8 protein-coding genes are annotated in these 16,559 nt (G+C 57.7%); all 8 read right to left on the bottom strand.

Going from position 1 to position 16,559, the window contains the following annotated elements; translation table 11 throughout:
* The gene (locus KB449_RS05840; RefSeq protein ID WP_282907474.1) at positions 1-1,536 is read right to left on the bottom strand and encodes an extracellular solute-binding protein; all 1,536 of its coding nucleotides are present in this window, start codon (positions 1,534-1,536) and stop codon (positions 1-3) included.
* A gap of 64 nt (positions 1,537-1,600) precedes the next feature.
* On the bottom strand, positions 1,601-2,491 hold the full coding sequence (locus KB449_RS05835) for a carbohydrate ABC transporter permease (protein WP_217592277.1): 891 nt from the start codon (positions 2,489-2,491) through the stop codon (positions 1,601-1,603).
* Between the two features lie 14 nt (positions 2,492-2,505).
* Positions 2,506-3,417, bottom strand: a complete 912-nt coding sequence (locus KB449_RS05830) for an ABC transporter permease (protein ID WP_254638939.1) — start codon at positions 3,415-3,417, stop codon at positions 2,506-2,508.
* A gap of 198 nt (positions 3,418-3,615) precedes the next feature.
* Positions 3,616-6,594 (bottom strand): S-layer homology domain-containing protein, encoded by a 2,979-nt coding sequence (locus tag KB449_RS05825; protein WP_282907473.1) that lies wholly within the window; start codon positions 6,592-6,594, stop codon positions 3,616-3,618.
* A 198-nt stretch (positions 6,595-6,792) separates the two neighbouring features.
* Entirely contained in the window at positions 6,793-9,033 is a 2,241-nt protein-coding gene (locus tag KB449_RS05820) for a helix-turn-helix domain-containing protein (protein WP_282907472.1), read from the bottom strand.
* 131 nt (positions 9,034-9,164) lie between these two features.
* A complete protein-coding gene (locus KB449_RS05815) occupies positions 9,165-10,766 on the bottom strand; it encodes an S-layer homology domain-containing protein (protein ID WP_282907471.1) in 1,602 nt (533 codons plus the stop codon).
* 66 nt (positions 10,767-10,832) lie between these two features.
* On the bottom strand, positions 10,833-14,264 hold the full coding sequence (locus KB449_RS05810) for a discoidin domain-containing protein (protein WP_282907470.1): 3,432 nt from the start codon (positions 14,262-14,264) through the stop codon (positions 10,833-10,835).
* Positions 14,265-14,361: 97 nt separating this feature from the next.
* The gene (locus KB449_RS05805; RefSeq protein ID WP_282907469.1) at positions 14,362-16,536 is read right to left on the bottom strand and encodes a glycosyl hydrolase family 2 protein; all 2,175 of its coding nucleotides are present in this window, start codon (positions 16,534-16,536) and stop codon (positions 14,362-14,364) included.
* Between the last annotated feature and the right edge of the window lie 23 nt (positions 16,537-16,559).

Genomic DNA, 16,559 nt, shown 5'->3' with positions numbered 1-16,559 from the left:
TTATTTCTGCGCCGCCAGATAAGCATCCAGTTGCTTTTGATATTCCGTTTGAATTTTTTTCAGATCCGCTCCGTATTTGGCCTCGAAGTCGGCAAAGGATTTGTCCGGATCGAGCGTGCCTAGCAGAATCGGATAAACGTACGAGTTCGCCTTCAGCCTTGCCATCTCTTGCAGCACCGGCTCTGGATTAAACGTGAAGCCGGAATCCTTCGACTTCGTGAAGTTGGCCGCGTCCTTCGCCCAGTTCCACCATTTCAGCTCATCCGGCGACAGGGACGCGTCGTAGCGTTCGTTGGTCGGGTTCCAGATCCAGTCGAAGCCGAAGTTCGGATAATCGCCGTTCAGCGCCTTGAAGCCGTCTTCGCCGACTGCCTCCCAGTTTTTCCCCTCCAGGCCGTAGCTGAGCAAATCGTAATTTTCTTTTTCGTTCGCCCAGTTCAGGAACATGATGGCGCGCTCTTTGTTTTTGCTGCTCTTCGGCACGCTGATGAAGTTCCATTGCTTGAAGTCGGTCTGGTACTTTTGCGACGGATCCATAAAGGTGACCCATTCGGCCGACCCGCCGAGCTTGCCGACGGCGTCCTGGATCGATGACGGGATGCCGACGTCCGCTGAAGTGATCGCCGCCGTTTTTCCCGCCGTGAACAAATCCCGCTCGTTCTGCACCGCCAGGTTATCCTTGTTCACGATGCCGTCCTGATACCATTTGCGCATGCCCTGAATGCCCGACCAGATGCCCTCGTCCTTATTTTCGAACAGCGTATAGATTTTTCCGTCATTGTTTTTCTTATAGAAGAAAGGATACATCTCAGGAATTTCCTGCTTGACGTCGTAGGTCGAATCGAAATAGAAGGGATACGCGTTCGTGATGCGGTCGGTCGACACGAGCGTCGTCAGCGGACTCATCCCCTGCTCGTTCTCTTTCACCTTGTACAGGTACTGCGAGAGATCGTCGAACGTTTTCAGCGGCTGCATGCCGTACTTCTCTCTTAAGTCTTTGCGGATGTAGAAGCCCTTGATCTGATATTGAGAGACGCCGAGCGGTATGCCGTAAATATGGCCGTTAAACTTGTTCGCGTCCCACATTTCCTGCGGCCGGGTTTTCAGTATCGTCTGACCGTACTGCTGCAGCAGCGGCTCCAGATCCTCGTACGTATCGGAGGCGACCATCTTGTTCATATGCAGCCACGGCGCATCGAAGATCAGGTCGACGGCTTCCCCGGAAGCGAGCGCGAGCGACGTTTTATTGTCCAGATCCGACCATGGAATAAACGTGATGTTAAGCTTGACGTTAAGCGTGCCTTCCATCCGCTTCTCGGCTTCGGCGATGACGGCGTCCATATCCTTGGGGCGGTCTCCGGGAATATAAATCTTTAACGTGGCGGGGCTAAGCGCCTCACTTTGTTGCGCTTGCTTCGTGCCGGCAGGGCTTGAGCCCTCCGCTTCCTTGTTGTCGTCCCCGCCGCTGCAGCCGGCCAGCGCGCCCGAGGCGGTCAGCGTCGTCAAGCACGCCAGCAGCATCCATTTTCTTTTCATTTCGATTGCCTCCCTGGAATGTTTCTTTATATGCTCAACCGAATAATGCCGGTTATAGCCCGAATTAGCCTTTGACCGAGCCGATCGTCAGCCCTTTGACGAAGTAGCGCTGCAGAAACGGATACAGCAGCACGATCGGTCCGATGGTCACGCAGACGGTCGCCAGCTGCACCCCGTAGGCCGGGATCTGCTGGAGCTGGCCGGTCGACGCGCCCTGAATGTAAGCTGCGGCGTTCATGTTGGAGATGAGCTGCCGAATCATGATCTGAAGCGGGTGCAGCGTATAGTCGTCGATGAACAAAAGCGCGAGCCACCAGTCGTTCCAGTACTGCAAGGCGTACAGCAGCGTCGTCGTGGCGAGGACCGGCGTCGTGATCGGCAGGATGATGCGGAAGAACGTCCGCCATTCGCCCGAGCCGTCGACCGTCGCGGCTTCGTTCAGCTCGTACGGCACCGTACGGAAAAACGATACGAGAACGAACGTATTGAACGGGTTCAGAAGATACGGCAGGATCAAGGCCCAAAGCGTATCCTTCAGATGCAGCCAGTTGACGACGAGAATGTAAAAGCCGACAAGACCCGAACCGAACAGCATCGTAAAATAGGTGAGAAACGACAACGCATTTTTGTACTTGATCTTGCGATGGGCGAGCACGTAGGCGAACATGGCGCTGATCAGGACCGCCGTAAGCGTGCCGATGACGGTCGTCTCGATCGTCACGAGATAGCTTCGGTACACTTGCCCGCCGCGCAGCAAAAATTCATAGGCGTACAGGCTTAGCTTGCTGGGGATCAGCTTGAAGCCCTCCGCTCTCAGACTGCTCTCGTCCGTAAAGGAGCCGATAATGACCATCCAGAACGGAATCAAGCAAAAGAGGGCGAAAAGCGTCGTAATCGCATAAGCGGAACCGTTGACGAGCCGATCGCCGATACTCGTTTTCGAACGTCGTTGCATTTGCGGGTTCTCCTTTAGAAAAGCCTGGAATCAGGATCGTATTTTTTAACGAGTCCGTTAAACAGCAGAATGGTCAATAGCCCCATGACGGACTGGTAGAGCGCCACCGAGGATGCCATGCCGAAGTCGCCCAGCCCGCGAAGCGCGCGGAACGTGAACGTATCGATCACGTCGGTCGTCGGATAAAGCAGCGAGTTCTCGCCGACGATGCCGTAGATCATACCGAAGTCCCCATAGAAGATCCGCCCGACCGCCAGCAGCGTCAATATAACCAAAGTGGGTCTCAGCAAAGGGAATGTAATGTAAAAGATTTGTTGAAGCCGGTTCGCGCCGTCGATGCGTGCGCTCTCGTAAAGCTCGTCCGAGATGCCCGAGATGGCCGCCAAAAAGATGATCGAGTTGTATCCGGCAAACTTCCAGATGGAGATGACGGTCAGGATGGCCGGCCAATACGCCGGCGTGCTGTACCAATCGATCGCGCCGATATGAAGCGACTGCAGCTCGTGATTGATCATGCCGTTCGTCGAATTGAGCAAGCCGAAAACCATCAGGCTGACGACCAGCCAGGAGACGAAATACGGCAGAAATATAATGGATTGCGCCAGCTTCTTGTAAAGTCGGGCATGAATCTCGTTCAGCGCGATGGACAGGATCACGGCCAGGCCGAGGCCGAAGACGAGAAACAGCGCGTTAAGTCCCATCGTATTGAGCGTCACGCGGATCCAGTCGTCGCTGCCGAAAAAGAACTTGAAGTTATTGAAGCCGTTCCATTCGCTCCCCCATATGCCCTTCGAGACGGAAAACTTCTTAAAGGCGATCACGTGGCCCACCATAGGCAAGTAGGCGAACACGAGCAGGAATAGAAGACCGGGCAACGCCATCGCATAAATACTTTTGTTTTTGTGAAGCTCCCGCAAGAAACTCAATTGTGCCCTCTCCTTTCGATGTCCTCATCGTATCGGAAGGCGCGCGGTTCTGGATAGTTCTCGTTCTACCAAAACGCCGTTCTTATGCGGTTTTTGCAGGTTCTCGTTGTAACGAAACGCAGCAAGAACTTCTTTTCTCGCCGGTTTACGAAAAAGAGGCTGCCCCTGCTCGCACAGTCGGCAACCTCAACGTACAGCTTACGATTCAGCGTTCAGATAGATCCGATCAAGCTTCGCCAGCAGCACGACCGCCTCTTCGCGCGTGACCGCATCGGACAGACGCAAGACATCGGCTTGCGCGATCAGACCTTGACCGAGGAAGTAGCGGACCGCCTCCCTGGCATAGCCCGGGACGTCGCCCAGATTCTGCTTTCCGGCTGCCGAATCGTTGCGATCTCCCTCGGCAATGAACTTCTGGAGGGTCAGGTAGCGATAGGACATCACCAGGTAATCGAGATTCCTAACATGGCCCTTGGGATTAAACGTATTCGCATCCGTGCCGTTAACCAGGCCCAGCTCGCTGGCCGCCCCGACGGCTCCGGCAAAATAGCTGTCCTGCTTCACATCCTGAAACGCAGTTGTCAGGTTGTCCTTGATCCCGAACAGACGGTTCAACAAAATGATGGCGTCCGCCCGCTTGAGCGCGGCATTGCCGTTGAATTTATAATCCGGCGTGCCGAGGACGACGCCTTTGTCGTACATCGCCTGAATGGAAGCCTGTACAGGGTTGTTGCGGCCTACATCGCTGAACACTTCATTCAACGGTTTGGCGGTTGGCGCGGGCGTCGGACTTGGTGCAGACGTCGGACTTGGCGTAGGCGTAGGCGTAGGTGTCGGCGTCGGCGTCGGCGTCGGTGTCGGTGTCGGCGTAGGTGTCGGCGTCGGCGTTGGTGTCGGTGTCGGCGTCGGTGTCGGTGTCGGTGTCGGTGTCGGCGTCGGCGTCGGCGTTGGTGTCGGTGTCGGTGTCGGTGTCGGTGTCGGTGTCGGTGTCGGACTTACCGTCACTTTGACCGTCGTCGTTTTCCCTTCAAGCGTTATACCGATTTCGGCCGTTCCTGCCGAAACGGCTTTTACCAGTCCTGCCGAAGTGACCGTCGCCACTTGCGGCTTGTTGCTGACATACAGGATGCCCGCCACCGTTGTCACATCTTTGGTTTCAGCCGTGCTGTAGGTGGCATCGACCTGCAGCTGTTCGCTATCCTTTTCACCCAGCTTCAGCTCCACGGATTGCGGGACAGCCGTCAATTGGGATACCGTCGGTTTGTCCGCAATCTGGAAGTAGAAGCGTTTGGCGTTCTCCGTATAACCGTCGTTAAGCAAAAACGCGAGATAGTATTCACCCGGCGCCAAATCCTGCAGCCTCGGATATTCCTTGCGGCCTTCGCTTGCGTCCGTGATCGTTATCGTGCCGCTTGGAATACCGCTGACATAAGCCCATTTCCAGGCGTTCGTCCCTTTTTTCGGCGTTTCGCTTGCGCGGTAAATACCGATCCAGTCTTTAGCGCTTTGAGCCCCTGTGTATTGGACGGTCAATGGCTGCCCGCGCTCTACCGTCTTCAAATCCATATTCAGCGTACTGGTAAGCTCGGGCTCGGGAGCCGACGGCAAATTCAAGTCCGCATAGGTGCGCGGCTTCACCTTGAACGTGGATACGACGGCGCGATGGTCTGGCAAGTAGCTGTCCAGTTGTACGTCTGCATAGGAGGTCGGTCCGCCGTTGACTTCCTTCTCGCCGATCAGCTTGCTGCCGAGCGTCGTCGCAGGGCCTCCGGCATACACATAGTCGATTCGATCGTATACTTCCTTCGGCTTTCTCCACTCGGTACCTTCGACCGCCCAGGTAATGCCGGGCATCGCGGCCGGGTCGGGATAGATGGCCCGATAGGAATCGATCATGCCCAGCTGCTCCAGCTTCTTCGATACCGGCCACTCCACCGCTTTGCCGAAGTAGCGGTCCTTCGTCGCCTCCGTCCAATCCAGGTGCGACGGCACATTGAAGTCTCCCGTCAGAAAGACGGGCAGCCCTTGCTCGGCTAGCGCGGGAAGCTTGCCGAACTGGTTGCGCATCTCGACCATATGCCCTACATTTTCGTCGGCAATGACGCTTTGCACGGCCATGCCGTCCGCAATGCTGTAGGGGCCGTAGGGCTTGGAATTCAAATGCACGTTGCCGACGGCCACCGCTCTGCCCGGATCGACCTCGATCAGGTAATAGTCCTTGTCCTTATCGACATCGAGAATCGGGTATTTGCTGATGAGACTGCGATCCGAGCCGGTCCTGATGCTGATGTTGTAGCCTAGCGCTGCAGCTGCCTGCGTCACGATCGCATCGTTGGATTCCTGGATGCCGACGACATCCGCGCCCGACACCCGGATCACGTTCTCGAGGAACTCGACCACCTTGTCTTTGCCGTGCTTTTTGATGGCGTCTCCCGCCCACAGGTTCAAGCTCATTACCTTGAACTCGATCTCCGGCTTCGGACCGGGTTCCTGCGTCGCCGGCGCTACCGTGACTTCGACCGCTGCCGATGTTCCTTCGAACGCAATATTGATCGTAGCGGCTCCCGCCGACACGGCTTGCACCAATCCTGCCGCGGTCACCGTCGCGACTTGCGGATCGCTGCTGACATACTGAATGCCGGCTGCCGCCGTCACGTCCTTCGTTTCGTTCGTATTGTAGGTTGCTTCGACTTGCAGCTGCGCGCTGTTCTCCTGGTCGTCCAGCTTTAACGCTACCGAATCCGGAACCGCTTTCAATTGTGTGATCGCTTTGTTGACGATTTGGAAATAAAAGCGATCCGCATTTTCCGTATAACCATCGTTAAGCAAATACGCGAGATAGTAATCTCCCGGCGGCAGATCCTGCAGCCTCGGGTATTCCTTTTTGCCTTCGCTTGCATCCGTCAGCGTGATCGTGCCATCGGGGATGTCGTTCACATAGCCCCATTTCCAGGCATTCGTTCCCTTTTTCGGCGTTTCGGTTTTGAGGTAAATGCCGATCCAGTCCTTTTTGCCCTGAGCTCCCGCGTAACGGATCGTCAACGGCTGCCCTCGTTCTACGACCGTCTGATCCATGCTCAGCGTGCCGCGTTCCGCCGCACGGGCGTTGTTCGCAGACCAACTCCATGTCCCTAATAAAATTACGAATGCCAATAACGATTTCAACACTTTACCCATGGACATTTCCCTCCCCTTTCGGTGCCCCCATCTTATCGGGGCTTTCCTGGTTCTGGATAGTTCTCGTTCTATCAAAAGGCTGCTTCTATGCGGTTTTGCAGGTTCTCATTATAACGAAACGCAAAAAAGAACCCCGATTTCATCGTTCCATGAAATAGAGGCTCTTCCTATCATGCTTGCCTACATTCTAATGCTTGCCTAGATGCGACTATCGTCCGCTTCGAACCTGAACTGCATGGGCGTCATCCCAGTCGCCTTCTTGAACACCGTGAAGAAGTGGCTCTTCGTCTGGAAGCCGGCGGAATCCATAATTTGCGTGATCGGCCAGTCCGTCGCGCGCAGCAGCTTTTTGGCCTTCTCGATCCTAAGGCCGAGGATAAAGTCCGAGAGCGACAGCTGCAACACATCCTTGAATATCGTTCGCACATAGTTCGGGGAAAGACCGATATGCTCGGCGATCTGTTCGACGGTCAATACCGTTTCCTGCAAATGTCTGCTTACGTAGTCGACGACGGAAGCGACGACGTCCTCCTTGCGCGTCTCGCGGCCCGGCTTTTGGTTGCGTTCCTTGAACGCGATCATCTCGTTCTTCAGCCACACGTAAACCTCGTTCAGGTTGGCGAAGCGATCCAGCTGGCGCGATACGCCGTCGAAGTCCTGAAGCGCGCCGGCCCGCAAAAATATTTTTTTCATGCCGTACACGAGCCGGATGAGCTGGAATCTGCATTCTTCGAAGGGCAGATGCCGCAGGCGCGCGAACAGCTGCTCCATGACAAGGAACGCCTCGTGCTCCTCGCCCTTGCTGACGGATTGAAGCAGCTGTTGAATCAGCTTGTCGGAGAACGGCTCCAGCGTTTGCGTCTGAAACCGGCTCCAATCCGACTCCTCGTAAATTCTGTCCTCGCCGTTCAAAAACTTCAGCATGGAATACTCTATCGCCTGCCGGTAAACGGATTGAAGATTAAAGTTTTGTTCGGTCGTCTTATGATAGGAACATACCGTAGCGATATGCAGGCATCGGTCGATATTTGCTTTCATATCCGTCAGCATGCGGCGAATGTCCTCGCCGGACATCGAGCCGGCCCAGATCAATACGATATGATCGTCGTCAAAATCGACGGCTTCGCATTCTGCATGGTGATAGCGCAGCGTTTCCTGTGCAATGTTGCCCATGGCGTATTTCAGCAGCTTTCTGGAATAAAAATTGTACTTCTCCTCGAAGGAGGAATAATATTCGATTCGGACGACCGCAAGCCCCAACTGCATCGCTTTTGCGATCGGGGTCAGCTCGATCAGCGACTGAAGCGCTTCGGCCGGCAGCGTCCCGTTGCGAATCCATAACCGCAGCATATCCTCCCGGATCGTCTGCCGGTTGGATTTGACCGATTGGTTCATCTGCTCGACCTGCGTCACCAGCTTGCCGATCCCGCTGCGCAAAATCTGATGCTCGGGCTGAAGGCGTCCGCTTTCGTCCGCGTCCGTCCCATGGCGCTGAATCAAGCCGATCAGCTCGCTGAACGGCATATAATGCCGGCGGGAAACCCAGAACAGGAAGATGAGCGTGAGCGTCAGCATGACCACCGCCGACCATAAAATGGCGTTGCGCAGCTCCTTCAGCTTGTACTGCCAGACATCCCAAGGGGTAAACTGGTAGACGTGCCAGCCTTCGGGTTCGATTTGCGCCGTATGAACGAACCACTTCCGGCCGTCGCCCTTCCAATCGAAGCTGCCCTCCGGCATCTCTCCGAACGTGGGGATCGCCGTCAGCAGCCGTTCGTTCTCGTTGCCAAGAATAAAATTGCCGGCGGCGTCCGTTACGAGCAGCTGCATCTGGCTGTATATCTCGGACTGCAGCACATTGTCGTCGAAGTTGCGTTTATCGACCATCATGACGAGATAGCCGTCCGAGTTTTTCATCGAGTTGTCGCGAATCGCCAAATAAATATACGACCGCTTCTCGTCGCGGTGCCCCTGAAACCGGAAATAAGGACTTCTGTCGTTCCTGACCTTCTGAAGCAGCGGCTGATCGAAAAAATCGATATTGTCGAACATCGACTCGCGCAGCGTCCATACGCGATTCTCTCTGGCGCTGATCAAATAAATATTTTGGATAAAAGGCTCGGACGCGGCGTACTCCTTCATGCTGTTCGACAGGCGCACGAGCAGCTGCGGATCGTTCGGGCTCGAGAACCATTCGCGGACCAATTCGTCCGCGAACATCCGCATGCCGTACAAGCGGAGCTTGTATAGCGTAAACTCCGTGCTTTTTTGCACCTGCTTCAGCTGGTTCTGTATGGTCGAGAGAACCTCGTCCCGCGCGGACTGGGAGAACCTTTGCACCAGGTACAGAGAAAACGCGCTAACAATGACCGTTATTAAAATAGCCGAGGTGACAAACGCTCGGAGGTACGTTTTGCGCATGATCGTTTTTTTCGCCATTCTGTTCAAGAACCCCTCTTATAAATATCATCTCTCTATAATGATCGGTTGGAGGCGGTTTCTTAAAGTACTGATTTTAACAAAAAATGGCCATCTCCGCCCCATCGGACGGAAATGGCCATCGAGCCGCCTTATTCAGCATTCGCAAACCAGATTTTATACATAACCTGCGCGGCTTCGGCCCGCGAAGCGGATGCAGCCGGACGGAACGCGTCGTTGCTGCCCTGCATAATGCCGGCGTCAGCGAGCGCCTTGACGCTGTCTCGCGCGTAAGCGGCGATCTCGGATTCATCTTTGAAAACAATGCTTGCCGCCTGACTCTCTGCCGTGGCAAGCCGTCCCGTCGAGACAAGCGCCCGATAGACCATCGCACTCAGCTCTTGCCTGGATATCCGCTCGCTCGGCCTAAAGTTGCCGCTGCCGTCGCCTTTGACGACACCTGCCTTGGCCGCAGCGCGAAGCGCCGGCGCATAGTAGGCGCTGGAGGACACGTCCTTAAAAGAAAGCTCGCCTGAAATGTTGCCGCCGTCATCCGCGCGCAGCTCCAATGTTCTCGTCAGGAGCGTCAAAAATTCGGCTCGCGTTACTGAAGCTGCCGGAGCGAAGGAACCGTCCGTCCTCCCTTGGACGATGCCCCTGGCCGCCAATGCGCCTACAGCCTGGTGCGCCCAGTGGGCAACGGGCAAATCCATGAACGTCTCTCCGCCGAACGCGACGGCATACGTGCTGAAATGCGGCGTTCGGAAAGAGACCTTGCCGTCCTTATACCGGCTGTTAAGGATCGGAACGGATTGGCCGCTATCGTCGACATACCGGACGATGAGCCGCTCTTCGGCGTCCTGTTCCGCTAACGCGGGCGCATAGGGAATCGTCACATCCACTTGAGAGGACTCGCTGCGCCAATTTACCGGCTTCCCGTCGAGCTTAAGGGCGATATCGACTGCCGGACGATTGCCTACGCCTGCGCTTGTCGCCTCGTTCCATCCGTCGCGACTCGCTTCCTCAATTGCAAACTCCGCAACCGAAGCTCCCTCTGCGGCCAGCATGTCCGATGGGACCGTAACGGCGGCCATCGGCGTGTCCAGCGTAATGGACGCCGATTTCGAATCCATGCTCAGGGCCGCTGCGGGCAGCGCGATACGATACGCTTTTGCCGGCTCTTCCGACTTCGCTTGAATGAGGAGATGACGCATCCCGCCAGAATCCGGTGTCGCCAATTCCATCGCCCGCTTCAGCGCCTCGCTGCCAATCGTGGCGTAGAGGCCGCCATTGACCGGATCGCGGGTGAGACGCGGCTTTAACACAACCGTTCCGTCCGCGCCCAAGACAATCTCGACATCTGCTGACGGTGAGACGGCCCCCGTTCCCGGCTCATTGCCGTTCGTTGCAGAACCTGTATAGGTATATTCGGCTTGCAGGTCGTTGCCGCCGGCACCCGACGGTCCGATGGCGCGAACGCGATAGATGCCCGCCGTCGTCGAACCGCTCACGTAGCTGAAGCGAAAAGCGCCGGTTTCGTCCGTCGTTTTCTGATTGAAGTAGTCGAGCCGTCCGTTCGGGTCTGTGACCGTGACCAGCACTTCGGCGCCGGGCTCCGCAAGCCTGCCCTCGATGACTACCTTGCGGTCGCTTTGATCGATCGAGGCCGTCAAAGCTCCGGAAGCTGCTCCCGCCACGGCTGGCAAGAGCTGAATGAACAGCGCGGCGATCAGCATTATGATCCACTTTCTCATAGGCCATATCCTCCTCCGTTCCGGACGAGCTCTGTGTCGTCCGGAACTTCTAATACTGTTAACGGCTTACTTTCCGGCCAAGACGGCCGGCTCGCTTAGAATTCCGGACGGGGCCAAGAAGTTGCTGCCGCTCACGACGAACAGCTTGGCCTTATATCCGGCAACCGCGTTCGGCAGCTTGAAGCCCGCCGTCAACGTCGACGTTGCGCCGGCGCCGAGCGTTTGCGTTTGATACGAGAAGTTAACCATCGCTCCGTCCTCGCCCGAGGCATCGAACAACGCCGTCACGAGCGTGACCGTCTGAGCCGACGCGCCGTTGTTCGTCACTTGCAGCATGCCCGTGAGCAATTCGCCCGGCGCCAGTCCTTCCGGATGCTCGCTGCTGCCGACCTTGAACGAGCTCGATATCGTAAACGGCGGCTCAGACTTCACCGTGTAGACGACAGGCTGCTGCCCCTTGGTCGATTGCAGAATGACCTTCATGCCGTCCTCGATCGTACCGCCTGACACAGGCGTCGTCCCGTCCGCACGGAACAGGCCGATCGTAGAATTGACCGAGGCGAGCTGACTCAGGAACGTATCGACCGACTCTCCGCTGCGAACGCCGGCGATCGTACGGGCGGAATCGTCGATCGCGTACGCGGCCGAAGCAAGCAGCGATTCGTCCGTATACACCTTGAACTCCTTCATCGTCGCCCAGTTGCCCCAGCCCGCGATCATGTTGACTCGCACGTAGCGATAGCTGCCCGCGACGTCGTCCGCAAAGGCAGGACCTTGCACCGTATTGGACGACCGATCGGCAAGCATGGTCCAGTCGGACCCGTCGTTCGAGCCTTCGAGCGTATATTTCCATGGGTCGTTCGTCAGGTACAGCAGTTCGATCTTGTTAAGCCGATAAGACCGGCCCAGATCCACCTGGAGCGATTGGGGCAGATCGCCGTTAGCCGCCACCCAGGCCGTCGCTTCGTCTCCGTCAACCGCCATGGCGGGATCGGAGCTTGGCGCGTTATTGCTGGTAGCCGTAACCGGCTTGCCCCGGGATACGGCCGCGCTGGCCGTCGCGCGCTCGGTGAGCAGAACTGTGCGGTACGAAGCGGCATCGCCGATCGTATTTTCGCCTTGGCCGAAGTTCGTCAGGATCCCCTTCAGCTGGCCGTTTGCGCGGAAATCGCCGATCATCACCCCTAAGCCCAGCTTCATGTTCGGTCCCGGCATAAAAGACTCCCCGTTTTTGCGCAGCGCGCTCCAAGGCACGAACGCTTCCAGCGCATAACCGTCCGCCGTTATTTTGCCGGCCACCTTCACGCCCGCCCGGTAATCGGCGCCGCCCCATTTCCAATGCTCGTACCACGCTGCCGGCCCGCTATGGTCGCTGCCGGACGTCGGCACGAAATCGAATATATAGGCATCGCCTGTACCCGGCGTTTTGCGGTTCATCGGGTCGACCGTCAGTTGGATGACATCATTGTTATTGAGCGGATCGCCCTGGCCATAAGGGTTGAAATACTCGTTGTCATGAACGGTTCCCGCCAGATAGAGGCCGAAGGCGTCCCACATCAAGCGAACGTTGCCTGTCAGATCCGTCTCGGTCGCGCCAATCAGGCTGCCTTCCCCATGCACCACTTGCGCGTCGTCGCTCATTTCCACGCTTTCGGCCGACTGCCACTCCGCATCCGTAATATCGCCGTCGATGCTGGGCTTGGCCGCCGCTTTGCTCAAGGTCAGAACCGGCGTTGCCTTGGCATCGCCGAAAAAGATCCCGCCGACGACCGCCTTGCTGTCCGCAGCCCCCGCCACCTTGACGACGACATGGCCCGCCGCATCGAATACGAAATAAACGCCGTCTCCGAAATCCTTGATTTCCCGCGGTTCGATCAGGACATTTCCGGCTTCGTCTTCGACCGTAACGGACTGCTTCAGTCCCTCGCGATTCCAATCCGCCATATAAAAGGCGATCCGGTGCGTCAAGCCGTCCTTCATATCCAGATCGTAGACAAGCGCGCCTCCCTTATCCGCCGAGACCATCGCGCCTGCCGAACGCGCCGTGCCTTGCGCATTGGTCAGCGCCCTGCGATCGGAGGTCGACGCCTGCCAGGCTACCGCGCTCGCGCCGCTTGTCTCGTTCAGCACGGCATAGTCGGGAAGCTTCGACTCGAATTTTTCCAGCTTATATCCTTCACGTCCGAAGCGGCTGCGCCAATCGCCCGAGGTTGTCGTATCGAGCTCGACGAATTCAGCCTGCAGGGCCTCCGGCAGGTAGGTCATGTTCGTCAGCGCGAACCCGTCGGCGGTCCCTTCGAGGAACGGAACCAACGCGTCGCCTCGATCGATGGTCACGTTCCGGATGGTGCCCGTCGTCTTGTTATTCGGGAAAAACTTGATGCCGCCGCTGGAATTCCCGGGGCTTCTGCCAAAATTGCGAACGGTCGCGCCGTCGACATGGGCGCCGTCGGTGCCGCCCACGCCGCCGTTGTCGAAGATCATAATGCCGGCGCCGTCGATGCCGTCTATGACGGCGTTGCGCAGCGTTACATTGGAAGCGTCGGTACCGCCTTCAAAATCGAAGCCTACGCCGTCGTAGCCCTGCGAGCCTTTGCCGATGTTGCGAAGCTCAACCCCGTCAAACACGACGTTTTTCGAATTGGCGACGACAACGCCGCCGATGCCGTAGGGATTAACGCCGTCATGCGTGCCGCCGAGCACGCCTACGTTTTCCGCGCTGATATTCGTGATGGCCGCATCCACCATAAACAGGAAGTTGAAGCCCCATTGCTTGGCGTTCGTCGCGGTCAGACCGTCGATCGTAACGTCCTTGAACCTGGCGTTCGTACCGAACCCGGCCGTGTTCGTATATTGGGAAATGGCGCCTTGAAAAAGCGGCGTATTCACGTTGTCGAACACGATCGACTTCATCGTAAGTCCGCGAAGATGGTACGTCGACGAATTTCCGTTCCCCTTCAGGGCGATCCCCGTCGAAAAGTGATTGTACAGATTCGGCTTGCTGTTGAACGTATCGTCCATGTCGCGGATGTCGAGGTTTTCGAACGCGAGCGACCGCTTGTCGTAGACGCCGTCGAACTCCGCGTTGATGCCCATCATCGCCTTTTCCATCGCGATGCCGTCGATGCGCCAGCCTTCCTCATTATGGAGCGTGATAGCCGACGCGTCCGTCAACTGCGGAGAAATAAGCGGCTTGTCACCCGTCCCGTAGGACGACAGCTCGATCGGAAGTTCCGGCGTGCCGCTGCCGTGCAAGGTCAGCGTTTCTCCTGTCCATCGGTCGCCGGCCTTGAGCAGGATGCGGTCTCCGGGCTGAAAAGTCTTCTCCGACACCTGCGTCAACGTCTTCCAGGCGGTCGCCTCCGATAAGCCGTCCGCGGCGTCGTCTCCCCCGGATTGGCTGACGTAATAAACGACCGAAGCCGCCGCATTCGCGACTGCCGGCGAGAACACAAAGCCGACAAGCTGTACGACAAGCATCAGGGCAAAGATGGTCATGAGGGCCGGCCTCAACCTTAAACGCGAATATATCATGGATGATCGTCTCCTTCTTCAAATGAATTCGCTTTCAAATCAACCTGTAAAAAAGGGGGAATCAGCCACATGGTTGGCGAACCCCTTCGCTCATCGTCTGTAAGAACAGGCATCCGTGTGGCTGCAGCTGCAGCCGGAAAGGCAGAGTCACGCGGGACTGGCTTCCCGTCGCCGGGTCGGAAACGATGGCGCCTCGTATGCCTTCCGGCCACGCTTCCAGCACCGCTTCCGCGATGCCGTCGCCGGCATGGAACAGCATCAGCAATTCCTCGCCGTCCTTGCGGTAACGGCTCATGAGCAGACGTTCGCCGCCTTCGACGCCCGCGATCCGAAGCACAGGCTCAGCTATCGATTCGGAGCAGGCGGCCCGTATCCTTACTGCGGCTTCCCCCCTTTCGACAAGCTCGCACGGTCGCATCCGCCGGACGACTTCGGCATGCTCTCCGGCGTAAATGCCGCTTGCCGGCAGCTTTCCGGTCCAGACGACCCGCCCGCCCGACGCTTCGAAGCGCTGAAGCTTCTCCAGCACGGCGAGCGGAATGACCTCTACGCCCTGCATAAGCAAAACGCGATAAGAAATGCCGCCGACTTCAAGCGCCCCATCCTTAAGCTTGGCATCCGAAATGGCCTGATCGTCGAGGAAGTTAAAATCCAGCCCTGCCGACAGCAGCTCGCGAGCCGTCGCCAGCAGCGATTCGTGGCGCTCCCACATCGGCCCCGGCTGGTGGCGTACGGCCTGGCGAATCGGTTTATAGTCCGCCTGATAGGTCTCGATGCCGTAGTAGACGCCGACATCGGGCAGATGCGCCGCGCCCTCCAGCATGACGCCGAGCCTGCCGACATGCGCGCAGTAGCGCCGGTAGCGCTCCTCCTCCATATCCAAGGCGCCGTAATAGGAATTGATGTGCGTCACACCGCCCATATATAGCAGATTGGCGGTTCCCGTCATGTCGCTTAGCGACGCATCGCCGTCGTATGTAAATGCGCCGGACGGATCGAAGTGAACCGGGCAGATCTCGGCCATCACGTCCCGGCGCCCAGCGGCCCGCGCAGCGGAGCTGACGAACTTCGGCGCGAGCAGATAGCCGAAGGGATCGTCGAGGTAACGCTGCGGCCTTGTCGTCAGCATGTCGACGCCGGGAAACGGCATCTCCCGCAGCACGCGCATGAGGCTGCCGTAATAAGCGACGTGATACACCATGCTCTCTTCCAGCAGGGCATGGCCGGAAAAGCGAATGCCCCGCGACCCGCACCAATCCGCAAGCTGACGAAAATAACTCTCGGCAAGCAAGCCGGCGACGGTACGGTAAAACTGCACGCGAACGGTTCGCTCCGCTACGCCGTCGGCTTCGAACAGCGCATGCAGGCAAGGCGCGAGCGCATAGCCATGCTCCCGCTCAAAACGGCCGGGCAGCGCCTCCGTCCACGGCACGACGGCGCGCGCGTACGTTTCTTCCGTATTTTGATAAGCTGCCATCAGGCTTGGCTCGTCGGTAAAAAAGGCGGACACCGCTTCGCCGATTCGTCCCTGGCCGATATGCGCCGCATACGGTTCGTACGTCGTCTCGATAAACCGCCGAACCGCCCGGCTGTCCAACAGATTGGGATAACGCCGCGGCGACCAGCCGTTCCGCTGGGCATGGGTGCCTTCGTACAAGTACTTCTCCACGTAAGCGTGCAGCACCCATTCGCCTTCGATGCCGTTCGTCCTCACCGCCGATCCGTCATCCGCCGTTTCCGCGCATTGCGCCCCAGTTCCATTCGCAGCTTCCTCTAGCGAGTGCAGCGATGCGGAATAGAAGCGAATGCCGTCTTCCGGCAGCGTCACGACCACCGGCGCAAGTCCGCTGCCTGTCACCGAAATCCGGTACAATCCCCGCGCCTGCAGCTCCGGATGGCCTGACAGCGTGAGGCCGTCCGCCGAGCCGCTGGGATAGCCTTTTTCGTCGTACAGCCAGATGCCGAGTCCCATTTCCCTTGCCGCTTCCATATGCGCAGCAAGCTCTCGGAATGCGCGCTCAGCCTGCAGATAACGATCGTCCCAGGGCACGTTCGTCACGATGCCGCCGATCCCGAGCGATGCCAGGCGCTCCAGCTTCGTTCGCGGATCGTCCCCCCATTCATGGACGATCTGATACGGCCGATAGCGCAGCGGAGGCGTTTGGAACGCATTTTCTCCGCCGCCGTTCGCGACGTTTGCATCGTCCGCGTCGTTCACTTCGTTCTTGTCGTGCATCGTCAAAAACCCTCCCCGTTCGC

It is taken from the genome of Cohnella hashimotonis (assembly GCF_030014955.1).
GTDB lineage: Bacteria > Bacillota > Bacilli > Paenibacillales > Paenibacillaceae > Cohnella > Cohnella hashimotonis.
The sequence above is the reverse complement of the archived record's forward strand: the minus strand, read 5'-3'. Positions and strand labels throughout refer to the sequence as shown.

Coding starts and splice junctions, on each gene's coding strand:
- KB449_RS05820 (WP_282907472.1), bottom strand. CDS start 9,033: ATGGCGAAAAAAACGATCATGCGCAAAACGTACCTCCGAGCGTTTGTC.
- KB449_RS05825 (WP_282907473.1), bottom strand. CDS start 6,594: ATGGGTAAAGTGTTGAAATCGTTATTGGCATTCGTAATTTTATTAGGG.
- KB449_RS05815 (WP_282907471.1), bottom strand. CDS start 10,766: ATGAGAAAGTGGATCATAATGCTGATCGCCGCGCTGTTCATTCAGCTC.
- KB449_RS05810 (WP_282907470.1), bottom strand. CDS start 14,264: ATGACCATCTTTGCCCTGATGCTTGTCGTACAGCTTGTCGGCTTTGTG.
- KB449_RS05840 (WP_282907474.1), bottom strand. CDS start 1,536: ATGAAAAGAAAATGGATGCTGCTGGCGTGCTTGACGACGCTGACCGCC.
- KB449_RS05835 (WP_217592277.1), bottom strand. CDS start 2,491: ATGCAACGACGTTCGAAAACGAGTATCGGCGATCGGCTCGTCAACGGT.
- KB449_RS05805 (WP_282907469.1), bottom strand. CDS start 16,536: ATGCACGACAAGAACGAAGTGAACGACGCGGACGATGCAAACGTCGCG.